Annotated in this window: 20 protein-coding genes; 19 read left to right on the top strand and 1 reads right to left on the bottom strand. The window is 62.6% G+C overall.

Annotated elements, in window-relative coordinates; genetic code table 11:
• Positions 1–19 precede the first annotated feature (19 nt).
• Both bamC and DK391_RS29975 read left to right on the top strand, forming a co-directional pair.
• A complete protein-coding gene (bamC, locus tag DK391_RS29980) occupies positions 20–1,168 on the top strand; it encodes an outer membrane protein assembly factor BamC (RefSeq protein ID WP_109481625.1) in 1,149 nt (382 codons plus the stop codon).
• 8 nt (positions 1,169–1,176) lie between these two features.
• Positions 1,177–1,950, top strand: a complete 774-nt coding sequence (locus tag DK391_RS29975; RefSeq protein ID WP_109481624.1) for an MBL fold metallo-hydrolase — start codon at positions 1,177–1,179, stop codon at positions 1,948–1,950.
• A gap of 103 nt (positions 1,951–2,053) precedes the next feature.
• Here DK391_RS29975 and DK391_RS29970 read toward each other — a convergent pair whose 3' ends face one another.
• A complete protein-coding gene (locus DK391_RS29970) occupies positions 2,054–2,752 on the bottom strand; it encodes a Bax inhibitor-1/YccA family protein (protein ID WP_109481623.1) in 699 nt (232 codons plus the stop codon).
• Between the two features lie 312 nt (positions 2,753–3,064).
• Between DK391_RS29970 and ndk the strand changes: the two genes are divergently transcribed.
• The 17 genes from ndk (at position 3,065) to DK391_RS29880 (ending at position 22,686) form a co-directional block, all read left to right on the top strand.
• The gene (gene ndk / locus DK391_RS29965) at positions 3,065–3,490 is read left to right on the top strand and encodes a nucleoside-diphosphate kinase (RefSeq protein ID WP_109481622.1); all 426 of its coding nucleotides are present in this window, start codon (positions 3,065–3,067) and stop codon (positions 3,488–3,490) included.
• Positions 3,491–3,598: 108 nt separating this feature from the next.
• Positions 3,599–4,747, top strand: coding sequence for a 23S rRNA (adenine(2503)-C(2))-methyltransferase RlmN (gene rlmN, locus DK391_RS29960; RefSeq protein ID WP_109481647.1), 1,149 nt, complete (start codon positions 3,599–3,601; stop codon positions 4,745–4,747).
• Between the two features lie 209 nt (positions 4,748–4,956).
• Positions 4,957–6,063 carry a helix-turn-helix domain-containing protein gene (locus DK391_RS29955; RefSeq protein WP_109481621.1) on the top strand — a complete coding sequence of 369 codons (1,107 nt, stop codon included), beginning with the start codon at positions 4,957–4,959 and terminating at the stop codon, positions 6,061–6,063.
• Positions 6,064–6,187: 124 nt separating this feature from the next.
• Positions 6,188–7,501 carry a flavodoxin-dependent (E)-4-hydroxy-3-methylbut-2-enyl-diphosphate synthase gene (ispG, locus tag DK391_RS29950; RefSeq protein ID WP_109481620.1) on the top strand — a complete coding sequence of 438 codons (1,314 nt, stop codon included), beginning with the start codon at positions 6,188–6,190 and terminating at the stop codon, positions 7,499–7,501.
• 32 nt (positions 7,502–7,533) lie between these two features.
• Positions 7,534–8,877, top strand: coding sequence for a histidine--tRNA ligase (gene hisS / locus DK391_RS29945; RefSeq protein ID WP_109481619.1), 1,344 nt, complete (start codon positions 7,534–7,536; stop codon positions 8,875–8,877).
• A gap of 76 nt (positions 8,878–8,953) precedes the next feature.
• On the top strand, positions 8,954–9,580 hold the full coding sequence (locus DK391_RS29940) for a tetratricopeptide repeat protein (RefSeq protein ID WP_109481618.1): 627 nt from the start codon (positions 8,954–8,956) through the stop codon (positions 9,578–9,580).
• A gap of 68 nt (positions 9,581–9,648) precedes the next feature.
• Positions 9,649–10,794, top strand: a complete 1,146-nt coding sequence (gene bamB / locus DK391_RS29935; protein WP_109481617.1) for an outer membrane protein assembly factor BamB — start codon at positions 9,649–9,651, stop codon at positions 10,792–10,794.
• Positions 10,795–11,212: 418 nt separating this feature from the next.
• On the top strand, positions 11,213–12,553 hold the full coding sequence (der, locus tag DK391_RS29925; RefSeq protein ID WP_109481615.1) for a ribosome biogenesis GTPase Der: 1,341 nt from the start codon (positions 11,213–11,215) through the stop codon (positions 12,551–12,553).
• A gap of 190 nt (positions 12,554–12,743) precedes the next feature.
• Entirely contained in the window at positions 12,744–12,980 is a 237-nt protein-coding gene (gene hfq / locus DK391_RS29920) for an RNA chaperone Hfq (RefSeq protein WP_007580427.1), read from the top strand.
• Between the two features lie 58 nt (positions 12,981–13,038).
• Positions 13,039–14,283, top strand: a complete 1,245-nt coding sequence (gene hflX, locus DK391_RS29915) for a GTPase HflX (RefSeq protein ID WP_109481614.1) — start codon at positions 13,039–13,041, stop codon at positions 14,281–14,283.
• 30 nt (positions 14,284–14,313) lie between these two features.
• Positions 14,314–15,723: an FtsH protease activity modulator HflK gene (hflK, locus tag DK391_RS29910; RefSeq protein ID WP_109481613.1), complete on the top strand. Its 1,410-nt coding sequence runs from the start codon at positions 14,314–14,316 to the stop codon at positions 15,721–15,723.
• An 11-nt stretch (positions 15,724–15,734) separates the two neighbouring features.
• Positions 15,735–16,652, top strand: coding sequence for a protease modulator HflC (locus DK391_RS29905; RefSeq protein ID WP_109481612.1), 918 nt, complete (start codon positions 15,735–15,737; stop codon positions 16,650–16,652).
• 43 nt (positions 16,653–16,695) lie between these two features.
• Positions 16,696–16,887: a DUF2065 domain-containing protein gene (locus DK391_RS29900; protein WP_012400807.1), complete on the top strand. Its 192-nt coding sequence runs from the start codon at positions 16,696–16,698 to the stop codon at positions 16,885–16,887.
• A gap of 283 nt (positions 16,888–17,170) precedes the next feature.
• Complete coding sequence (locus DK391_RS29895) at positions 17,171–18,322, top strand: ATP phosphoribosyltransferase regulatory subunit (RefSeq protein WP_109481611.1); 1,152 nt, start codon at positions 17,171–17,173, stop codon at positions 18,320–18,322.
• A 232-nt stretch (positions 18,323–18,554) separates the two neighbouring features.
• Positions 18,555–19,901, top strand: coding sequence for an adenylosuccinate synthase (locus DK391_RS29890; protein WP_109481610.1), 1,347 nt, complete (start codon positions 18,555–18,557; stop codon positions 19,899–19,901).
• A gap of 3 nt (positions 19,902–19,904) precedes the next feature.
• Positions 19,905–20,489, top strand: coding sequence for a phosphoribosyltransferase (locus tag DK391_RS29885; protein ID WP_109481609.1), 585 nt, complete (start codon positions 19,905–19,907; stop codon positions 20,487–20,489).
• Between the two features lie 310 nt (positions 20,490–20,799).
• Positions 20,800–22,686, top strand: coding sequence for a potassium transporter Kup (locus DK391_RS29880; RefSeq protein WP_109481608.1), 1,887 nt, complete (start codon positions 20,800–20,802; stop codon positions 22,684–22,686).
• Positions 22,687–22,862 lie beyond the last annotated feature (176 nt).

The raw sequence follows: 22,862 nt of genomic DNA, 5'->3' as shown, positions 1-22,862 counted from the left end.
TAGCTTCACGAAGGACCCCATGAAACGTTCCGCACTTTCCCTCCACGCAACGCGCCTGGCGGCGCTGACGCTTGCGGCTGGCACGGTCGTATCGCTGTCTGGCTGCGAGTCGCTGAACGACATGCTCGCGTCGGACCGCGTGAACTACAAGGCCACCTCGAGCGCGCCGCCGCTCGCCGTGCCGAGTGACCTGACGGCTGCGCAGATCGATCAGCGCTATGTGGCGCCGCCCGCGAACGCGGCGCTCGGCGGCGCGCCGCAGCGCGCGACGACGGCAGCAGGCAACCAGACAGAAGGCGTGCCGAGCGCGCAGGATCCGCTGGGCATGCACATCGAGCGCGACGGCGACCGCCGCTGGCTGGTAGTGGACGGGCGCTCGCCAGAACAGCTGTGGCCGCAGCTGCAGGAGTTCTGGACAGACAACGGCTTCTCGCTGAAGACGGACGCGCCGAGCACGGGCATCATGTCGACCGACTGGGCCGAAAATCGCGCGAACATTCCGGACGACTGGTTCCGTCGCACGATCGGCCGTGTGGTCGACTTCGCGTACTCGTCGGGTACGCGCGACAGCTTCCGCACGCTGGTTTCGCGCGATGCAAGCGGCGCGACCGATATCTCGATCACGCACTCGGCTATGGAAGAAGTGCTGACGGGGCAGGACAAGACGTCGTCGCGTTGGGTCGAGCGTCCGCGCGATCCGGCGCTGGAAGCTGAGTTCCTCGCCAAGCTGATGCAGAAGTTCGGTCTCACCGACGCGCAGTCGAAGCAACTGCTGACAGACGCGCGTTCGGCGACGGGGCAGGCGCAGCTCGACAAGGCGGCGGGCGGCGCGACGCTGGATCTGCCGGAATCGTTCGACCGCGCCTGGCTGCGTGTGGGCCTTGCGCTCGACCGCACCAACTTCACCGTCGACAATCGCGACCGCGAAAAGGGCATCTACTACGTCCGTTACGCGGATTCGATGCAGGAACTCAAGCGCGACGGTCTGTTCGGCAAGCTGTTCTACAGCGACAAGAGCGCGAAGAAGGATAGTCACGAATTCCTCGTCAACGTGCGCTCGAAGGGCGACGCGATGACGCAGGTTGCCGTGGTCGATTCGAACGGCCAGGTGGACACGTCGTCGGATGCGCAACGCATCGTGACGTTGCTGCACGCGCAACTGAACTAAGGCGGGTCGTGCGATTCGCCAGTCTGGGAAGCGGCAGTGAAGGCAATGCGTTGCTGGTCGAAGCCCAAAGCGGTAACACGACCACGCGTATCCTGCTGGACTGCGGCTTCTCGGGCAAGGAAGTGGCCCGGCGGCTGGAACGGCTGGGCACGGGCGTCGACGAACTCGACGCCATTCTCATTACCCACGAGCACAGCGATCACATCGGCAGCGCGTTGACTTTGGCGCGCAAGCTGTCGATCCCGCTGTACATGAGCTGGGGCACGGCGCGCGCTGTCGGCGCCGACGAGGCGGATGTCGATCTGCATGTGCTGTGGAGCGACGAGACCGTTGCGATCGGCGATCTCAGCATTCTGCCGTACACGGTGCCGCACGACGCGCGCGAACCCCTTCAATACGTATTTTCCGATGGCGCCTCGCGCCTCGGCGTGCTGACTGACGTCGGCACATCGACGCCGCATATCAGCGCGGTGCTGAGCGGTTGCGATGCACTGGTGCTCGAATGCAATCACGACGTCGGGATGCTGGCGGCTTCGCGGTATCCGCCGTCGCTGAAGGCGCGGATCGGCGGCAATCACGGGCATCTGAACAACGACGCGGCGGCGGAGATTCTGGCGTCGCTTGATCGCTCGAAGCTCCGGCATCTGGTGGCGGCGCATCTGAGCCAGCAGAACAATCTGCCTGAACTGGCGCAAGCGGCGATGGCTTCAGTGCTGAGTACAGCGGCCACGGAGGTGGTGGTCGCGAACCAGAGCGACGGGTTTGGCTGGTTGAGTCTCTGAGACTCGCGGCACTTACAAGCGGCCTGACAATGAAAAACGCCCGTGACGATTGCTCGTCACGGGCGTTTTGCTTTAGCTGGCGATCAATGCCCGCCAGCTTCGATCAGTTACGGTTGCCGCCGAAGATGCCGAGGATCGACAGCAGGTTCACGAACACGTTGTACAGATCCAGGTAGATCGCGAGCGTGGCCGTGATGTAGTTCGTCTCGCCGCCATTCACGACGCGCTGCACATCGAACAGCATGTAAGCCGAGAAGATCACGATGGCCAGCACGGACACCGTCAGCATCAGCGCGGGCAGTTGCAGAAAGATATTCGCGACCATGGCCAGCAGCAGCACAATCACGCCGACGAACAGCCACTTGCCGAGACCCGAGAAGTCACGCTTGCTGACCGTGGCGATGGTTGCCAGCGCAGCGAAGATCACACCAGTGCCACCAAAGGCGAGCATGATCAGCTGCGGCCCGTTCGAAAAACCGAGGATGAAGCTCAGCAGGCGCGACAGCATCAGCCCCATGAAGAACGTGAAGCCGAGCAGCACGAACACGCCGGCGGCGCTGTCTTTCGTCTTCTGGATCGCGAACATGAAGCCGAACGCGATGGCGAAGAACGCGATCATGCTCATGGCCGGGCTGGTGGCGGCGAACAGCGAGAAGCCCGTCGCGACGCCCACCCACGCACCGATGACGGTCGGCACCATCGACAGCGCCAGCAGCCAGTAGGTGTTGCGCAGCACCCGGTTGCGGGTCTCGGCCGTGGTGACGCTGCCGCCCCGGCCAAAGTTATAGGGATATTCGTTCATGGTTTCTCCTTGCGTCAGACGCAGTGTTGCGACGTGGCTTGCAACGGTTTTTGTACGGTGCGGCTGGCGGCTGCCAACCTTCACGCGAACCCACAACCCTAAGATTAGCGGTGTACAGCGGAGTTTCAATGCGGCGCACAACACCGTGCGATTACATTGTGTTTCCGTTTCCTTAGCCCTGTCTTAAAAGGGTTTGGGCCTCCCAACTTCGACCTTACAGTATCGTAAGGGTTCAATCGCAATCATACACTGGAACATGCTACAATAGCGGATTCATTTAAATCTGTAACCTCTTAATTTTCTGGAGTTTTTATGGCGCTCGAACGCACCCTGTCGATTATCAAGCCGGACGCAGTGGCAAAGAACGTGATCGGCCAGATCTACAGCCGCTTCGAAAACGCTGGTCTGAAGATCGTTGCATCGCGCATGGTTCAACTGTCGCGCGCTGACGCAGAGAAGTTCTACGCTGTGCACGCTGCGCGCCCGTTCTTCAAGGATCTGGTTGAATTCATGATCTCGGGTCCGGTGCAGGTTCAGGTTCTGGAAGGCGAAGGCGCCATCCTGAAGAACCGTGACCTGATGGGTGCGACGGATCCGAAGAAGGCCGACGCAGGCACGATTCGCGCTGACTTCGCAGACAGCATCGACGCCAACGCGGTCCACGGCTCGGACGCTGCTGAAACGGCAGCTGTCGAAATCGCGTTCTTCTTCCCGGAAGTCAACGTCTACTCGCGCTAAGCGCTTCGTAGTTCTGTAGTAACAGCAGCAGGAGCGGGCGCGAGCGGCTTACGCGTTCATGCAGCTTGTTGCATGAACGCAGTCTCGCACTGAATGGCAGGATTCGATATGACGAGCAGTCAAACCGTCAACCTTCTCGATCTCGACGCTGCAGGCCTCGTCGCTTATTGCGACAGCCTCGGCGAGAAGCCGTTTCGCGCCAAGCAATTGCAGCGCTGGCTCCACCAGTACAACGCTGCCGACTTCGACGGGATGACCGATCTCGCGAAGTCCTTGCGCGAAAAGCTGAAAGGCCGTGCATCGATCACGATGCCGCCTATCGTCAGCGACCATATTTCTACCGACGGCACGCGCAAATGGCTCGTGGACGTCGGTAACGGCAATGCCGTTGAAACCGTGTTCATCCCCGAAGAAACGCGTGGCACGCTGTGCGTGTCGTCGCAGGCGGGATGCGCGGTCAACTGCCGGTTCTGTTCGACGGGCAAACAGGGGTTCTCACGCAATCTCACCACGGGTGAAATCATCGGCCAGCTGCGCATGGCCGAGTTCGCGCTGCGTGCGTCGCTCGGCATGGCCGGTGGCCGCGCGACGGGTGGTGAAGGCAAGGGCGAGCGGGTCGTCACGAACGTCGTAATGATGGGCATGGGCGAGCCGCTGCTCAATTACGACGCAGTGGTTCCCGCGATGCGCCTGATGCTAGACGACAATGCCTACGGGCTGTCGCGCCGGCGTGTCACGTTGTCCACTTCGGGGGTCGTGCCGATGATGGACCGTCTCGGCGCCGATCTTCCCGTAGCACTCGCCGTATCACTGCACGCGCCGAACGACGCGCTGCGCGACGAGCTGGTGCCGCTCAACAAGAAATATCCGCTGCGCGAGCTGATGGCCGCGTGCCAGCGGTATCTGAAAGTCGCGCCACGCGACTTCATCACATTCGAATACTGCATGCTCGATGGCGTGAACGACAGCGAGGCGCACGCGCGCGAACTGCTGGCCGTGACGCGCGACGTGCCGTGCAAATTCAACCTGATTCCATTTAATCCGTTCCCGGAGTCGGGTTTGTTGCGCTCGAAGAATGAACAGATCAAGCGTTTCGCGCAGGTGTTGATGGACGCGGGGGTTGTCACGACCGTGCGCAAGACGCGCGGTGACGATATCGATGCGGCTTGCGGTCAGCTGGCAGGCGCGGTCAAGGACCGCACGCGCCTCGCCGAACGTACCGGCAAGTCGAAGATCATCGAAGTTCGCGCCGTGTAAGGCCCGCGACAGGCGAAAAGGGGCGGCATGTCAGCAAGCCGGCCCTTCGGGTGCGCCGCGTCACGTGAAGTGAAAAGAAAGTGCGCAAAATCGATCGGAAGCGGCACGCACAGCCGCACATTTTGTTATAAACGGTCTGCGCAATCGGGTGAGGCGAACAGCCGCCCGTTCGCATGAGTGATAAAAGAATCGACGCGAAAGGATTTGGGATGAGTGAGCCGCAGCACCCGCAACCGCACGACATGGATACGCATTCGGATCGCCCGCTTTCGGCCGCCCCGGCTGCCGTGCCGACCGGGTACGACTCGCTGGCGGCCGTCGGCGCGCGGCTCGCGCAGTTGCGTGAGTCGAAGGGCTGGTCGATCGAGGATGTGTCGGCACGCCTGAAGGTGTCGCCGGGCAAGTTGCGCGGCCTCGAGGCAGGCGATCTCAGCCAGTTGCCGGACACCACGATTGCGCTCGGCGTCGTGCGCAGCTACGCGAAGATGGTGGGTGCCGATCCCGCGCCGATGACGCAGGCGCTGCGTCGCGAAAAGGGCGTGCCGGCACCGGCGCTGCCCATGCCTGCTTCGGCGGGTACGGATCTGCCGCGTGGAAAAGTGTCGCTGTCGCTCGGTCACAGCGCGCCGCGTCGCCGTTCGTGGCTGTGGGGCGTTGCGCTTGCCGTGGTCGTGGTGGCCGCGCTAGCCATGTGGCATACGAATAGCAGCGATTCGACCGCGTGGCTCGCGCGCCTGAAGGGCATGGCGGGCAGCGTGACGAGCACGGACGCGGCGTCGTCGACAGCAGCGCAGCCTGCAAGCGGCTCGGCGGTGACGGGCGAAATCAGCGCGTCGGATACGGCGGCGCAAACGGATGCGCAAGCCGCGACGGACGGCGCATCGGCAACGCCGATGCCGACTCCGCTGCCGATGGCAGGCGCGACGCCCGCATCGAACGCAGCGCCGGCATCGACGCCGGCCGCCAATGCCGTTGCCTCGGCGCCGAAGGCTGCAAGCGCAGCGCCTTCCGCGACGGCCGCTGCATCGGCAGCCGCATCGGCAAGCGAGCCCACTGCAGCACCGGAAGGCTCGTCGACGGTCGCGTTGACGGTCAAGCAGGACAGCTGGTTCAGCGTGCGCCAGAAAGACGGCAAGGAAGTGTTCTCCGGCCTCGTGCACGCAGGTGAAAACAAGGAAGTCAGCGGCATGCCGCCGTTCAAGGTAACGGTGGGCAACAAGGCGGGTCTCGATTCGATCACGCTGGACGGCCAGCCGGTCGACCCAGCCAAATACGCGTCAGCCAAGGGCAATGTTGCGCGCTTCGCGTTACCCTGACGCCATTCAAATCGTGCGCGTCGCGGCTTCGAGGCCGCGGCGCTTTTTCAATTCACGCGCCGTATTTCCCAGCAGGGCCGAACGCTTATCGGTCCGCGGGCAAGCGGCGTAAGCGGGTTTATCGATGCATTCCGATCAAGTGAAATCCAGCAGCCAGATTGTTTCGACCGTGCCGGTGTTCGGCGGTCACGCGCCGCGTCGCCGCTCGAATGCGGTCGACGTCCGTTGGGGCGGCCAGCTCGTGACGATCGGCGGCGACGCGCCCGTGCGCGTGCAGTCGATGACGAACACGGATACGGCCGACGCCATCGGTACGGCAATCCAGATCAAGGAACTCGCGCAGGCTGGCTCGGAGCTCGTGCGCATCACGGTGAACACGCCGGAAGCGGCTGCCGCCGTGCCGGCCATTCGTGAGCAGCTCGACCGTATGGGCGTGACGGTGCCGCTGGTCGGCGACTTCCACTACAACGGCCATCTGCTGCTGCGCGACTATCCGGGCTGCGCGGAATCGCTGTCAAAGTACCGTATCAATCCCGGCAACGTCGGCCAGGGCGCCAAGCGCGACACGCAGTTTGCGCAGATGATCGAAGCTGCCGCGAAGTACGACAAGCCGGTGCGAATCGGCGTGAACTGGGGCAGCCTCGACCAGGATCTGCTCGCGCGCATGATGGACGAAAACGCCGCGCGCCCCGAACCGTGGGAAGCGCAGAGTGTGATGTACGAAGCGCTGATCCAGTCGGCGATCGGCTCGGCGGAGCGTGCGGTTGAACTCGGCCTCGGCCGCGACAAGATCATCCTGTCGTGCAAGGTCAGCGGCGTGCAGGATCTGAACGCCGTGTACCAGGAACTCGCGCGCCGTTGTGACTTCGCGCTGCATCTGGGCCTGACGGAAGCGGGCATGGGTTCGAAGGGCATCGTGGCGTCGACGGCGGCGCTGTCGGTGCTGCTGCAGCAGGGCATCGGCGATACGATCCGCATTTCGCTGACGCCGGAACCGGGCGCATCGCGAACGGGCGAAGTGATCGTCGGCCAGGAAATCCTGCAGACGATGGGCCTGCGTTCGTTCTCGCCGATGGTCATCGCGTGCCCCGGCTGCGGCCGCACGACGAGCACGCTGTTCCAGGAACTGGCGTCGCAGATCCAGACGTATCTGCGCACGCAGATGCCGCTGTGGCGCGACAGCTATCCCGGCGTCGAAAAGATGAATGTGGCCGTGATGGGTTGCATCGTCAACGGTCCGGGCGAATCGAAGCACGCGAACATCGGTATCAGCCTGCCGGGCTCGGGCGAAAACCCGGCCGCGCCCGTCTTCATCGACGGCGTGAAGGTCAAGACGCTGCGCGGCGAACACATCGCGCAGGAATTCCAGCAGATCGTGAGCGATTACGTCGAGCGCAGCTACGGCCCGAATGCCGTGCGCGCCGAAGCGACGACCTGATTTCGCTCCATCCAATCGTCAATCAAAGACAGATGACTGAACAGAAGAAGCAGAAGCTCGAGAAGCTGTCCGGCGTGAAGGGCATGAACGACATCCTTCCGCAGGACGCAGGCTTGTGGGAATTTTTCGAAACGACGGTCAAGTCGATGCTGCGTTCGTACGGATACCAGAATATCCGTACGCCGATCGTCGAGCACACGCAGCTCTTCACGCGCGGTATCGGTGAAGTGACCGACATCGTCGAGAAAGAGATGTACAGCTTCACGGACGCGCTCAACGGTGAAAACCTGACGATGCGTCCGGAGAACACGGCGGCTGTCGTACGCGCGTCGATCGAGCACAACATGCTCTACGACGGCCCGAAGCGCCTGTGGTACATCGGCCCGATGTTCCGTCACGAGCGTCCGCAGCGCGGCCGTTATCGCCAGTTCCATCAGGTTGGTGTCGAAGCGCTCGGCTTCGCGGGTCCGGACACGGACGCGGAAATCATCCTGATGTGCCAGCGTCTGTGGGACGACCTCGGTCTGACGGGCATCAAGCTCGAAATCAATTCGCTCGGTCTCGCGGAAGAGCGCGCGAAACATCGCGTCGAACTGATCGCGTATCTCGAGAAGCACGTGGACGTGCTCGACGAAGATGCGAAGCGCCGCCTGCATACGAACCCGCTGCGCGTGCTGGACACGAAGAATCCCGCCATGCAGGAAGTCGTCGAAAAAGCGCCGAAGCTGATCGACTTTCTCGGCGACGAATCGCGCGCGCACTTCGAAGGGCTGCAGCGCATCCTGAAGTCGAACAACATTCCGTTCAAGATCAATCCGCGTCTCGTGCGTGGTCTCGATTACTACAATCTGACCGTGTTCGAATGGGTGACGGACAAGCTCGGCGCACAAGGCACCGTCGCAGCGGGCGGCCGTTACGATCCGCTGATCGAGCAGCTCGGCGGCAAGCCGACGGCAGCGTGCGGCTGGGCGATGGGCATCGAGCGCATTCTCGAACTGCTGAAAGAAGAGAACCTCGTGCCCGAAGCGGAGGGCTGCGATGTCTACGTCGCGCATCAGGGCGACGCAGCACGCGAGCAGGCTTTCATCGTTGCCGAGCGTCTGCGCGACACAGGCCTCGATGTGATCCTGCATTGCAGTCCTGACGGTCAGGCAGCGAGCTTCAAGTCGCAGATGAAGCGCGCCGACGCAAGCGGTGCTGCCTTCGCAGTGGTGCTCGGCGACGACGAGATCGCGAACGGCACAGCGGGCGTGAAGGCGCTGCGCAACACCTCGGCAAGCGATGGAAAGAGCGAGCAACAAACGGTACCGCTCGAAGACTTGACCGAATATCTAATCAATGCGATGGTTGCGTCCACCGAAGACGGCGACGACTAAACGCTGCGTCGTTCGACGGGCCGCAACGGTTGCGGCCCCAATCAGCTAAGGCACCAGGAAAGGAAAACGCGTCGCGATGAGTTACCACGACGAACAAGAATCGGTTGAGAGCCTGAAGGCATGGTGGGCGCAGTGGGGGAATGCCACTACGTGGATCGTGCTGGTCGCGCTGGTCGCGGCTGCGGGCTGGAACGGCTGGAATTACTGGCAGCGGCATCAGGCAGCAGAAGCGGCCGTGCTGTACGACCAGGTTCAGCAAGCCACGGCAGGCACGGACAAAGCCACCATCACGCGTGTTGCAGCCGACATGGAAGACAAGTTCAGCGGCACGGCCTACGCCCAGATGACGGCGCTGGCCGCTGCGAAGGCGCTGTCCGCCGCGGGCGACGAGCCGGGCGCAAAGGCGCAACTGCAATGGGCCGTCGATCACGCGAAGGACGACGAGTTCAAGCAGATCGCGAAGCTGCGTCTCGCGTCGCTGCTGCTCGATGAAAAGGCTTATGACGCCGGTCTCGCGCTGCTGAACGATCCGTCGGATGCGTTCAAGGGCGTGGTCGCCGACCGTCGCGGCGATCTGCTCGCCGCACAAGGCAAGCGCGACGATGCACGCACCGCCTACAAGCTCGCGCTCGACACGCTGCCGAAGAACGATGCCTCGGCACGTCAACTGATCCAGTTCAAACTCGACGCGCTGGGCGGCTGAACGTTGCGCGCCGCTGCAACGTCCGCCGTCACCTTTTGACCAATACAACATACATGCTTCGTTCACCGATGAATCTGCTGAAACGTTACGCCGTGCCCGTTGCCTGTGCGATGACCGTGCTTGCTCTGTCGGCCTGCTCATCGTCGAAAGACGAGCGCCGCGTGCCCACGCCGCTCACCGAGTTCAAACCCGTGCTCGACGTACAGCAGGCGTGGACGGCGAGCGTCGGCAAGGCCGGACGCTATCTGTTCTCGCCCGTGGCGGTCGGCGACGCCGTGTACGCAGCGGGCGCGAACGGCTCGGTCGCGAAGATCGACGCGAAGACGGGCAAGGATGTCTGGCGCACCAAGGTCGACGGCGATCTGTCGGCGGGTGTCGGTACGGACGGCACGCTGACGGCTGTCGGTGGGCTGAAGGGCGAAGTGTTCGTGCTCGACCAGAACGGCAAGCTGTCGTGGAAGGGCACCGCGCCGGGCGAAATCCTGTCGCCGCCGCTGGTCGGTAATGGTCTCGTGGTCGTGCGCACGGTGGACGGCCAGATCACCGCGTTCAACGCGCAAACGGGTGAACAGAAGTGGAACTACCGTAACCGCGCCGTGCCGCTGAACCTGCGCGTGGCGGCGGGCATGACCTTCGCGGGCGACCAGGCGGTGCTCGCCGGCTTCCCGGGCGGCCAGTTCGCTGCCATCAACGTGCAAACGGGCGATGCGTACTGGTCGACGCCCGTGTCGTATCCGAAGGGCGTGACGGAAGTCGAGCGTATCAACGACGTCACGGGTCCGCCCACGCTGGTCGGCGCTGAAACCTGCGCGGTGACGTTCCAGGGCCAGTTGGGCTGCTTCGACGCGAACTCGGGCCGTGCGCTGTGGGAAAAGGCATTTTCGAGCACCAGTGGGCTGGCTCAGGACGACCGTACGGTGGTCGCGGGCGACGACTGGGCGATCGTGTCGGCGTTCGACGCCAACACGGGCAACCAGTTGTGGCGCAACGACCAGCTGAAGAGCCGCGACGTCAGCGTGCCGCTGCTGCTCGGCCACGCCGCCGTGCTGGGCGACTATCAGGGCTATGTGCACTTCCTGTCGCGCGACGACGGTACGTTCGTCGCCCGCGCCAAAACGGACGGCAGCGCGATCACGGCGGCTCCCGTACTGGCCGGCGACACGCTGGTAGTTCAGACGCACGACGGCGACCTGTACGCTTTCCGTCCGCGTTAAATGTAGTCAGGCTGTGCGGTGCGCCGGTAACGGCGGACCGCACGGTGAATGCAGGCCGGCTTTGCCGGCCGCATCTTTTTGATGGCGTGCCCCGATTGCGGTCGAACGCGGCGGGGCCAAGGCATAGAAGAATCAAGTCGTCTCATCAGCGAAACCGCCAGCCAGGCTGCACGGGCGGTGATCCAGGACGCGTTGCGCAACTCGCGCAATCAAGGCGGCGCCGCCGGTTTCACGATCCACCCGGCGCACGCATTCAGGCAGCCAACCTGACTTCCATTTGCATGCGCACGCTCCGCGCGTTCGAAATGGGTCAAATTCGTGATAATTTTCGTCAAACGCAGCCGTGCAACGGCCGCATGGCGTTGCCAGCGCGGCAGGTCGACCGTTCGATCCCGCGTCTCACTGTGAACAAGATCTGATGAAACCCGTTATTGCCCTCGTTGGGCGCCCCAATGTGGGGAAATCCACGCTGTTCAACCGGCTCACGCGCTCGCGCGATGCGCTCGTCGCCGATTTGCCGGGCCTGACGCGCGACCGTCACTACGGTGAAGGGCGCGTCGCCGGCGAACGTCCGTATCTCGTCGTCGATACGGGCGGCTTCGAACCGGTCGCGAAAGAAGGCATTCTGTTTGAAATGGCGCGCCAGACGCGCCAGGCCGTCGAAGAGTCGGACATCATCGTGTTCATCGTCGATGGACGCAATGGTCTCGCGCCGCAGGACAAGTCAATCGCCGACTACCTGCGCAAGACCGGCCGGCCGATCTTCCTCGTCGTCAACAAGTCCGAAGGGATGAAGTACACGTCGGTGGCCGCCGATTTCTACGAACTCGGCCTCGGCGACCCGCGCGCGATTTCCGCAGCGCACGGCGACGGCGTCACGGAAATGATCAACGAGGCGCTCGACGTCGCCTATGCCGGCCAGCCGGAAGAAAGCGAGGAAGAGAAGGCCCAGCACGGCGTCAAGATCGCCATCGTCGGGCGGCCGAACGTCGGCAAGTCCACGCTGGTCAACACGCTGATCGGCGAAGAGCGCGTGATCGCGTTCGACATGCCGGGCACGACGCGCGATTCGATCTACATCGACTTCGAGCGCCAGGGCAAAAAGTACACGCTGATCGACACGGCCGGCCTGCGCAAGCGCGGGAAAGTGTTCGAGGCGATCGAAAAGTTCTCGGTCGTGAAGACCTTGCAGTCGATTTCCGACGCCAATGTCGTGATTCTTCTGCTCGACGCGCGCCAGGACATTTCGGAGCAGGACGCGCACATCGCGGGCTTCGTGGTCGAGCAGGGCCGGGCGCTCGTGGTGGGCGTGAACAAATGGGACGGCCTCGATTCCCATGTGCGTGAGCGCACCAAGGCGGATCTTCAGCGCAAGCTAAAATTCCTCGACTTCGCCAAGTTCCACTTCATTTCCGCTGCAGAAAAGACGGGCATCGGCCCGCTGATGCGTTCCGTCGACGACGCTTACAAGGCTGCCATGTCCAAGCTGCCGACGCCGAAGCTCACGCGCGCGCTGATCGACGCCGTCGAGTTCCAGCAGCCGCGCCGCCGGGGTCCGGTACGTCCGAAGCTGCGTTATGCGCACCAGGGGGGACAGAATCCGCCGATCATCGTGATTCACGGCAACGCGCTCGACGCGATCACCGACACGTACAAACGCTACCTGGAAAACCGCTTCCGGGAAACTTTCGGGCTGACGGGCACTCCATTGCGAATAGAGTTTCGATCGTCGACGAATCCCTACGCGGACAAAGGCTGAGACAGTACCGAAACGCAGGCTGATTCCCGGCTTGAAATCCGGGCTGAAACCCGCATGTACATTGGGTCCTGGCCGAATGGCCAGGGTCAGCGCTGGTCAATAAAAATCGGCTATAGTGTAGCGATTGACGGCGGATTTCTTTTTCTTCGCCGACAATAAAGTCAACCTGCAAAAAAACACGGAGTTTGCTATGAGCAACAAAGGGCAATTGTTACAAGACCCGTTTTTGAACGCACTGCGTAAAGAGCACGTGCCGGTCTCGATCTATCTGGTCAACGGCATCAAGCTTCAAGGGAACATTGAATCGTTCGACCAGTACGTCGTGTTGCTCCGGAATACGGTCACCCAGATGGTCTACAAGCACGCAATCTCGACAGTCGTGCCTGCCCGTCCGGTGAATTTCCACCCGGATTCCGAATCGTCCTAACCCTTCGTCGCGGCCGGTCGAGCGTCGTCCGCAGGCGACTCTGACCGGCTGCTTCATTTTGATACCCACCAATTTGATTAACGCCGCGCTTGTCGGCATCGACTTCGGCAAGATCGATTTCGAAGCCAGTCTCGAAGAACTCAGCCTGCTCGCGCAAAGCGCGGGCGCCCATCCTGCCGTCACCCTCACCGGTCGCCGAGCCAGTCCAGATGCCGCCATGTTCGTCGGCAGCGGCAAGGCCGAAGAATTGCGCCTCGCATGCGAGGCGAATGACATCGCCATCGTCATCTTCAATCACGCACTCGCGCCCGCACAGCAACGTAATCTGGAGCGTGCGCTTAATAGACGCGTGGTCGATCGCACCAGCCTGATTCTCGACATCTTTGCGCAACGCGCGCGCAGCCACGAAGGCAAGCTGCAGGTCGAGCTCGCACAGCTGCAATATCTTGCTACGCGCCTCGTGCGCGCATGGACTCACCTTGAACGCCAAAAGGGCGGTATCGGTTTGCGCGGTCCGGGTGAAACGCAGCTCGAAACCGACCGCCGGCTGATCGGCGAGCGCATCAAGATGCTGAAAGGCAAGCTCGAAAAGCTGCGCCGGCAGCATGGCACGCAGCGCCGCGCGCGCACGCGTAACCGTACGATGTCGGTGTCGATCGTCGGCTATACGAACGCGGGCAAGTCCACCTTGTTCAATTCGCTGACCAAGGCGCAGGCCTACGCGGCCGACCAGCTGTTCGCCACGCTCGATACGACTTCGCGCCGCGTGTATCTCGGCGAAGAAGTCGGGCAGATCGTCATGTCGGACACCGTAGGATTTATCCGCGAATTGCCTCACCAACTGGTCGCCGCTTTCCGCGCGACGCTCGAAGAAACCATTCATGCCGACCTGTTGTTGCATGTGGTCGATGCATCGAGCGCAGTGCGGCTCGATCAGATCGATCAGGTCAACGATGTCCTGCGCGAGATCGGCGCGGACACGATCCGGCAAGTGCTCGTGTTCAACAAGATCGACGCCGTGCCTGAACTGGCGGCCCGAGGCGACGCGGTCGAGCGTGACGAGTATGGTAATATTTCGCGCGTCTTTTTGAGCGCGCGCACGGGGCAAGGGCTGGACACACTGCGCGCTGCCATCGCCGAAATCGCAACTGCCGAACAACTTCCGGAGTCTGACGGTCTACTGTCAGAGGGAGACCCGAGAGCGGCGGCACTTCATCAGGACTATCGCGATGATGAAGGCGAAGACCACCGCGACGACCGCAAGATCCCAGACACGGGCGCTGACCCGTTCCAATTGCATTGACCCGCTGTCTACTCTGGTGAACGAACACAGGTGAACGATTACAACGAGCGGAGTATCTGGCTGCGTCTGCGCGCCATGTTGTCGCTGAACGACCCGCGCTGGGGCCGGGGCGAAGGCAATGGCGATCGCCAGCGCCTGAACGATTCCAAGCGTCCGCCCAATGGCAAGGACAGCGAAGGTCCGCCCGATCTCGACGAAATGTGGCGCGACTTCAACCGGCGCCTGTCGCGTCTGTTCGGCCGCAAGGGCGGCAGCGGCGGCGGTCCGCGTCCTGATAACGGGCGCGGCGCACGCATTGGTGTCGGCATCATCATCGGCGTGCTGATCGCCATCTATCTGGGCAGCGGCGTGTTCGTCGTGCAGGACGGCCAGGCGGCCGTGGTGCTGCGCTTCGGCCAGTTGCAGGGCACGGCCGGACAGGGCGTGCACTGGCGTATGCCGTATCCGTTCGAAACGCATGAAATCGTCAACGTGGGCCAGGTGCATTCCGTCGAGATTGGCCGTAATAACGTGGTGCGCCTCGCGAACGTGAAAGACGCGTCGATGCTCACGCACGATGCCGATATCGTCGATGTGCGCTTTGCCGTCCAGTACCAGATTCGCAAACCCACTGATTACCTGTTCCGCAGCGCCAATCCTGACCTGAGCGTGACGCAGGCTGCGCAGGCGGCCGTGCGGGAAATCGTCGGCACGCGCAGCATGAGCGACATCCTCGATCAGGATCGCGAGGCAATCCGCGCGCAACTGACGGAAGCCATCCAGCATTCCCTGGACGAATCACACACAGGTCTTGCCGTCACCGGCGTGACGATTCAGAGCGTGCAGCCGCCCGAGCAGGTGCAATCTGCGTTCGACGACGCCGCCAAGGCGCGTCAGGATCGCGAGCGCGCGAAGCGCGACGCGCAGGCCTACGCAAGTGACTTGCTGCCGCGTGCGAAGGCGGAAGGCGAGCGCATGATCGACGATGCGAAGACGTACAGCGAACGCGTCGTTGCGCAGGCAGAAGGCGACGCCGAGCGTTTCAAGGAAGTCTATGCGCAGTATTCCAAAGCACCGGCTGTGGTCCGCGAACGCATGTATCTCGACACGATGCAGCAGATCTATGCGAATACCACTAAGGTGTTCGTCGATAGCAGGACGGGCAGCAACGTGCTGTATCTGCCGCTCGACAAGCTCGTCGATCAGACCCGCCAGCGCGTAGCCGATGCCGCTACGGCAGCGAGCGCCGCCCCGGCGACGCAAGCCGCACCCGCAGCGCAAAACCAGCAGGGCGCAGCGGGCACGCAGGGCGCACAATCCGCGCCGCAGGGCAACAACACGCCCACCATCATCACGCCTGCAGCACCCGTCAGCGGCGCAAGCCAGGCGGCCGCCGCGACCGATGCCTTCCGTTCGCGCGAATCGTTCCGCAGTCGCGGCCGCGAAGACGATCTGCAATAAGGAGCGCGAACATGAATAAAATCGTTGCGCTCGTCGTAGCTATCGTCATCGTGCTGTTCGCAGCATCGTCGATGGTGTTCGTCGTCGATCAGCGGCATATGGCAGTTGTTTCGGGTCGCGGCGACGCGGCGCCCACGCTTGCCGGTCCCGGCCTGCACGTGAAGTTGCCGCCGCCGCTGCAGACGCTGACTTTGGTGGATACGCGCATCCAGTCGCTCGACGCACCGGATGAAGACCGCTACGCCACATCCGACAAAACGGACCTGCTGGTGAATCCGGTGGTCAAGTTCCGCGTGTCGGATCCGGTGAAGCTGGTGACGGAAACGAACGGGGACGTGCAAAGCCTGCCCGATCGTCTGGCGCTGCTGTCGCGCGGTGCGCTCGGTGACGCGTTCGGGAAATACACGCTGACGGACGCGCTCGCGAAGCAGGACGCGATCACGGCTCAGGCGCGCGAAGGCATGCAGAAGGGCGCCGCATCGTTGGGTGTGGATGTGATCGACGTGCAACTCACGCGGGTCGATTTTCCTGCCGCGATGGCCGATTCCGTCTACAAGCGCATGATCGCCGCCCGTGAACAGGTGGCGAATCAGGAGCGTGCTGACGGCGCAGCCGAAGCCGATCAGATCAAGGCAGACGCGGCGCAGCAGCAGCAGGCCGCGCTGGCGGACGCATACAAGCGGGCGCAGGAGATCAAGGGCGAGGGCGACGGCAAGGCAGCGTCGATCGCAGCCGACGCCTATGCCCGCGATCCGCAGTTCTACCAGTTTTACCAGAGCATGCAGGCCTACAAGAACAGCTTCAAGCCGGGCGACGTGATGGTCGTCGACTCGAGCAGCGATTTCTTCCGCTTCATGCGTGGTCCGGATGGCGCCGCCGCGCCTGCCCAATCGTCTTCTGGCGCGTCGACGGGCGCGCGCAAACACTGATAACCGGAACGCCGCGGCATACGGATCGCGGCGGCCTCATCGCATGGACATAGCCGGCTCGTTATTGCTCGCGATCGCACTGATGCTGATCATCGAGGGGATGTTCCCGTTCGTGTTTCCGGGTGCCTGGCGCGACACGTTTCGTAAAATAGCGGAGCGCCCGCCGCATCACATCCGGATCGGCGGGCTGATCGTCATGGTGCTGGGACTGTTGTTGCTGCTGATCGCAACCTGAGCCACCATGCGGCAGCGGACGACGCTCACGAGGCGGCGTCCTTGCGGTTCTGCCGGTACGCTGTTTTCGCCTCGCTTCGACCGCCTGACGACGCGCTTCGCAGCAGCGGACGTTACAGCGCGCCAGAAGCCGCTCCGTAGTGCCGCAAGCGCAGACAAGCAACGGATTTCCTGCCGCACCGGCGCGCGAGCGCCAGCGTTTCGCGCGCCAACGCGCCACGCGTCACTCTCATTTCCAACGGCGTCCACCGTGACGCCGGATTCACCGTCGTAGGACTGTACCAATGTCGACCTGGTTACTCCCCGAGAATATTGCCGACGTGCTGCCGTCCGAGGCACGCAAGATCGAAGAACTGCGCCGCCGGCTGCTCGACCGTTTTCGCGCGTATGGCTACGAGATGGTCATGCCGCCGCTGCTCGAATATCTGGAGTCGCTGCTGACGGGCGGCGGCCGCGACCTGAACCTGCGAACCTTCAAGCTCGTCGATCAGCTGTCGGGCCGCACGCTCGGCCTGCGCGCCGACATCACGCCGCAGGTCGCGCGTATCGATGCGCATCTGCTGAACCGGCAGGGCGTGACGCGTCTGTGCTATGCGGGCAACGTGCTGCATACGCGTCCGCGCGGCCTGCACGCAACGCGCGAGCAGATCCAGATCGGCGCTGAAATCTATGGTCACGCAGGTCTCGAAGCCGATCTTGAAATCCAGCAACTGATGCTTGATGCACTGCATCTCGCAGGCCTTGGCCGCGTGCGTCTCGATCTGTGCCACGCCGCGGTGCTCGGCGCGCTGATCGACGGCGATCCGGCTGCCGCGTCGCTGGGCGAAGCGCTGTTCGACGCGCTCGCTGGCAAGGACGTGCCGCTGCGGAAGGAACTGACGGCCAACCTGTCGCCCGTCACGCGCGACGCGCTGCGCGCCTTGCCGACGCTCTACGGCGATGCTTCGGTGCTCGAAGAAGCGCGTGCCCGCCTGCCGAATGCGCCCGAGATCTCGCGCGCACTCGACGATCTCGCGTTCCTCGCGAAACAGGTTGATGGCGCGGAAGTGATGATCGCTCTGGCGGATTTGCGCGGGTACGCGTACCACAGCGGCGTGATGTTCTCGGCGTACGTGGACGGCGTGCCGAATGCGGTGGCGCGCGGCGGCCGGTACGACAAGGTCGGCCAGGCATACGGCCGCGCCCGCGCGGCAACGGGCTTTTCGCTGGATCTGCGGGAAATTGCGCGCATTTCGCCCATCGAGGCCCGCAGCAGCGCGATTCTCGCGCCCTGGCAGCACGACGAAGCGTTGCGCACCAGCGTCGCCGCCTTGCGCGATGCGGGTGAAGTGGTGATCCAGGCGCTGCCCGGTCACGACCACGCGCTCGACGAATTTGCGTGCGACCGCGTGCTGGTCGAGCGCAACGGCCAGTGGGTCGTCGAATCGAAGTCCTGAGCGCCGCGAAGGTCAAGAGGACCTGTGGCGTCATGTGAAACGTGACGCCGCAACCATCGTTTGCGCGGCCCGCCAGAGGCCGCTAACAGTCGGGCCGCACGGGCCTGCCGCTCCCATGCCTTTGAGCGCAAAAGGAAATTTCTGGGAAATTCCCGGCATCAGCCGGCGAAAAAAATCAGGAACCTTTCGCGAACATAGGTAAAATGCGTTTTTAACCAGCTTAAGAAACAACATGTCTGCCAGCGCAGTGAATGTGAACCCTGGGCGCAATGTCGTCGTCGTGGGTACCCAGTGGGGTGATGAGGGCAAGGGCAAGATCGTTGACTGGCTGACGGACCACGCGCAAGGCGTCGTTCGTTTCCAGGGCGGTCACAACGCCGGCCACACGCTCATCATCGGCGGCAAGAAAACCATCTTGCGTCTGATTCCGTCGGGCATCAAGCGCCCGGGCGTCGCCTGCTACATCGGCAATGGCGTCGTGTTGTCGCCTGAAGCGCTGTTCAAGGAAATCGAAGAGCTGGAATCGGCCGGCGTCGACGTGCAAACGCGTCTCTTCATTTCCGAAGCCACCACGCTGATCCTCCCGTACCACGTCGCTATCGATCAGGCCCGCGAAGCACGCAGCGGCGCCGGCAAGATCGGCACGACGGGTCGCGGCATCGGCCCGGCTTACGAAGACAAGGTCGCACGCCGCGGTCTGCGCGTGCAGGATCTGTTCGAGCCGGAAGCGTTCGCTGCACGCCTGCGCGCCAACCTCGATTTCCACAACTTCGTGCTCACGCAATACCTCGGCGCGCCGGCTGTCGACTTCCAGCAGACGCTCGATCTGATGCTGGGTTACGCCGAGCGTCTGAAGCCGATGGTGACGGACGTCTCGCGCCGTCTGTACGACGCGAACCACGAAGGCAGCAACCTGCTGTTCGAAGGCGCGCAAGGCACGCTGCTCGACGTCGATCACGGCACGTATCCGTTCGTCACGTCCAGCAACTGCGTTGCGGGTGCGGCGAGCGCGGGCGCGGGCGTCGGCCCGCAGAAGCTGAACTACATCCTCGGCATCACCAAGGCATATTGCACGCGCGTCGGTTCGGGCCCGTTCCCGAGCGAACTGTACGATGCCGACAACGCCAATCGCCAGGAAGAAGTCGGTCTGACGCTCGCGAAGGTCGGCAAGGAATTCGGTTCGGTCACGGGCCGTCCGCGCCGCACCGGCTGGCTCGACGCCGCCGCGCTGCGCCGCTCGATCCAGATCAATGGCGTGTCGGGCCTGTGCATCACGAAGCTCGACGTGCTCGACGGCCTCGACGAAGTGAAGCTGTGCGTCGGCTACACGATCGACGGCAAGGATGCCGACATCCTGCCGCGCGGCGCTTACGAAGTGTCGCGTTGCGAGCCGGTGTACGAAACGTTCGGCGGCTGGCAGGAAAGCACGGTCGGTATCAAGGAATGGAGCAAGCTGCCCGCCAACGCTCAGGCTTACCTGACGCGCGTGCAGGAAGTCGCTGGCGTGCCGATCGACATGGTGTCGACGGGCCCGGACCGCGACGAAACCATTCTTCTGCGTCACCCGTTCAAGGTTTAATGCATGATTCAGGGTGTACCGATGATTGAAATGAAAGACCCGCGCAACGACGAGCGCAACCTGTGGGTCGGCTGGGATGAATATCACCGGCTGATCGAAATGCTGGCGCTCACCGTGCATGAATCGGGCTGGAAGTTCGACAAGATCCTGTGTCTGGCGCGTGGTGGTCTGCGTGTCGGCGATCAGCTGTCGCGTATCTATGATCTGCCGCTCGCCATTCTCGCGACCAGTTCGTATCGCGAAGCCGCGGGCACGGAGCAGGGCGAACTCGACATTGCGCAATACATCACGATGACGCGCGGTGAACTGTCGGGCAACGTGCTGCTGGTCGACGATCTCGTCGATTCCGGCGTCACGCTGGCGCGCGTGCAGCAGCATCTGAAGGAGCGTTATCCCGCCATTACGTCGGTGCGTTCCGCCGTGCTGTGGTGGAAGGCGTGCTCGAAGGTGAAGCCGGACTATCACGTCCAGTATCTCGCGACCAACCCGTGGATCCATCAACCGTTCGAGGAGTGGGACACGGTGCGTCCGCACAACCTGAGCGCGTGGATCAAGCGTGGCCAGGAGCGTTCGACGGACGCCAGCTAGCATCGGGCGGCCGCTGCGCAGTGTCTCGCCGGCGGTTTTGCTGCGGATCTGACAAAAATGGAGCCTTTCGAGGCTCCATTTTTTATTTCCGTTCAAGTTTGTCAGCAGTCGCTGCCAAACGGCATGAATTTGATGTTGAGGCCCTTGACACGCGCAAACACGCGCCGGTCAAAGGGCGCGATGCTACACTGATCCAACGGGGACAGGCCGCGTGGCGTCTGCACAACGGGCCGGATGGTGGGCTTTGTCGCCTATATTCTTTAGAATAGCGTTCGTTTTTGCCGCTCAGGAACGGATTCTTTTCGCGTTTATGACAGACAACTCTCACGTCCCCAAGCAGCCGTTGCCATCGCTTGCAGTTGCTGCGATCGGCGTGGTGTTCGGGGATATCGGCACCAGCCCGCTCTATTCGCTGAAAGAAGCCTTCAGCCCCTCCCACGGCATTCCCCTTACCGAAAGTTCCCTCCTTGGCGTTATCTCGCTGCTGTTCTGGGCGATCATCGTGGTCGTGAGCATCAAGTACGTGATGTTCGTGATGCGCGCCGACAATAATGGCGAGGGCGGCGTGCTCGCCCTGATGGCGCTGGCGCTGCGCTCGCTCGACTCGAAGAGCCGGGCGGCGGGCCTGCTGGTGGCGCTGGGCATCTTCGGTGCCTGCATGTTCTACGGTGATGCCGTGATCACGCCAGCCATCTCGGTGATGTCGGCCGTCGAAGGTCTGGAGATCGCCGCGCCCAAGCTGTCGCATCTGGTGCTGCCGCTCACAATGGTGATCCTCGTTCTGTTGTTCTGGATCCAGCGGCACGGCACGGCGATGGTCGGGCGCCTGTTTGGCCCCATCATGGTGCTGTGGTTCCTGACGCTCGCGGTGCTCGGCCTGTCGCATATCGTGCAGTCGCCGGAAGTGATCAAGGCGCTCAATCCTTACTACGCGTTTTCGTTCATGTCGGCGCACGTGCTGCAGGCGTACGTGGTGCTCGGTTCCGTCGTGCTGGTGTTGACGGGCGCTGAAGCGCTATATGCCGACATGGGCCACTTCGGTGCCGCGCCGATCCGCTGCGCATGGTATGCGCTGGTGATGCCGTCGCTGGTGCTGAACTATTTCGGCCAGGGCGCGCTGCTGATGCACGATCCGAAGGCGATCGAAAACCCGTTCTTCCTGCTCGCGCCTGACTGGGCGTTGCTGCCGCTGGTCGTGCTGTCGACGGTGGCGACGGTGATTGCGTCGCAAGCGGTGATTTCGGGCGCCTATTCGCTGACCAGCCAGGCGATCCAGCTTGGCTACGTGCCGCGCATGAAGATCCTGCACACGTCGGAACTGGCGATTGGCCAGATCTACGTGCCAGTCGTCAACTGGATGCTGCTGTTCATCATTCTGTGTATCGTCCTTGCATTCAAGAGTTCGGACAATCTGGCGGCTGCTTACGGTATTGCCGTGACGGCGACGATGGTGATTACGACGATCCTCGCGAGCGTCGTGATGGTGAAGGTGTGGAACTGGAACAAGGGCGTGGTGGCGCTGATCATCGGTTCGTTGCTGGTGGTCGACCTGGGTTTCTTCGGTGCGAACCTGCTGAAAGTGGCGGAGGGTGGCTGGCTGCCGCTCGGCATCGGCGCGCTGCTTTTCTTCCTGCTGATGACGTGGTTCAAGGGACGCATGATCGTCAAGGAGCGCACAGCGGCTGACGGTATTCCGTTGATGCCGTTCGTGCAGGGGTTGCTGGCGCATCCGCCGCATCGCGTGTCGGGGACGGCGATCTATCTGACGGGTAGCGCGACGCTGGTGCCCGTGAGCCTGCTGCACAATCTGAAGCACAACAAGGTGCTGCACGAGCGCACGATCTTCCTGACCTTCATGACGCGGGATATTCCTTATGTCGACGACAAGGATCGGCTGATCGTCAAGGATGTCAGTGGCGGGTTGTTCCTCGTCAAGGCCGCATATGGCTTTAACGAAACGCCCGATGTGAAGGCCGTGCTCGAGCAGATCAGCGTGTCGCATGACATGTCGTTCGAGTTGATGGACACGTCGTTCTTCCTTGCGCGCGAGACTGTTGTGCCGACCCAGTTGCCTGGCATGTCGGTGTGGCGCGAGCGCGTGTTCGCGTGGATGCATCAGAACGCGGCCAAGCCGACGGATTTCTTTAGTATTCCCGCGAATCGTGTGGTGGAGTTGGGGACTAAGATCGAGATCTGAGGTTGGTTTTTGTCTGCGACGCTGGTTGGGTTTGCTTGTGTATTTGGTGGCGTCCGCGTTTTGTTAGTGGTTCTTCATGCGTTGCCCCTGTGCGGGGCGGCACCTACTTTTCTTTGCCGCGGCAAAGAAAAGTAGGCAAAAGAAAGCCGCTGAACACCGCCAGCCCTCGTACTTGC

Origin of the sequence: Paraburkholderia sp. C35, assembly GCF_003121405.1 — a bacterium.
Classification (GTDB): domain Bacteria; phylum Pseudomonadota; class Gammaproteobacteria; order Burkholderiales; family Burkholderiaceae; genus Paraburkholderia.
Note: the sequence above shows the minus strand (reverse complement) of the source record. Positions and strands in the feature narration are given on the sequence as shown.

Coding starts and splice junctions, on each gene's coding strand:
- bamC (WP_109481625.1), top strand. CDS start 20: ATGAAACGTTCCGCACTTTCCCTCCACGCAACGCGCCTGGCGGCGCTG.
- DK391_RS29970 (WP_109481623.1), bottom strand. CDS start 2,752: ATGAACGAATATCCCTATAACTTTGGCCGGGGCGGCAGCGTCACCACG.
- ndk (WP_109481622.1), top strand. CDS start 3,065: ATGGCGCTCGAACGCACCCTGTCGATTATCAAGCCGGACGCAGTGGCA.
- rlmN (WP_109481647.1), top strand. CDS start 3,599: ATGACGAGCAGTCAAACCGTCAACCTTCTCGATCTCGACGCTGCAGGC.
- DK391_RS29955 (WP_109481621.1), top strand. CDS start 4,957: ATGAGTGAGCCGCAGCACCCGCAACCGCACGACATGGATACGCATTCG.
- ispG (WP_109481620.1), top strand. CDS start 6,188: ATGCATTCCGATCAAGTGAAATCCAGCAGCCAGATTGTTTCGACCGTG.
- hisS (WP_109481619.1), top strand. CDS start 7,534: ATGACTGAACAGAAGAAGCAGAAGCTCGAGAAGCTGTCCGGCGTGAAG.
- DK391_RS29940 (WP_109481618.1), top strand. CDS start 8,954: ATGAGTTACCACGACGAACAAGAATCGGTTGAGAGCCTGAAGGCATGG.
- bamB (WP_109481617.1), top strand. CDS start 9,649: ATGAATCTGCTGAAACGTTACGCCGTGCCCGTTGCCTGTGCGATGACC.
- der (WP_109481615.1), top strand. CDS start 11,213: ATGAAACCCGTTATTGCCCTCGTTGGGCGCCCCAATGTGGGGAAATCC.
- hfq (WP_007580427.1), top strand. CDS start 12,744: ATGAGCAACAAAGGGCAATTGTTACAAGACCCGTTTTTGAACGCACTG.
- DK391_RS29905 (WP_109481612.1), top strand. CDS start 15,735: ATGAATAAAATCGTTGCGCTCGTCGTAGCTATCGTCATCGTGCTGTTC.
- DK391_RS29900 (WP_012400807.1), top strand. CDS start 16,696: ATGGACATAGCCGGCTCGTTATTGCTCGCGATCGCACTGATGCTGATC.
- DK391_RS29895 (WP_109481611.1), top strand. CDS start 17,171: ATGTCGACCTGGTTACTCCCCGAGAATATTGCCGACGTGCTGCCGTCC.
- DK391_RS29890 (WP_109481610.1), top strand. CDS start 18,555: ATGTCTGCCAGCGCAGTGAATGTGAACCCTGGGCGCAATGTCGTCGTC.
- DK391_RS29885 (WP_109481609.1), top strand. CDS start 19,905: ATGATTCAGGGTGTACCGATGATTGAAATGAAAGACCCGCGCAACGAC.
- DK391_RS29880 (WP_109481608.1), top strand. CDS start 20,800: ATGACAGACAACTCTCACGTCCCCAAGCAGCCGTTGCCATCGCTTGCA.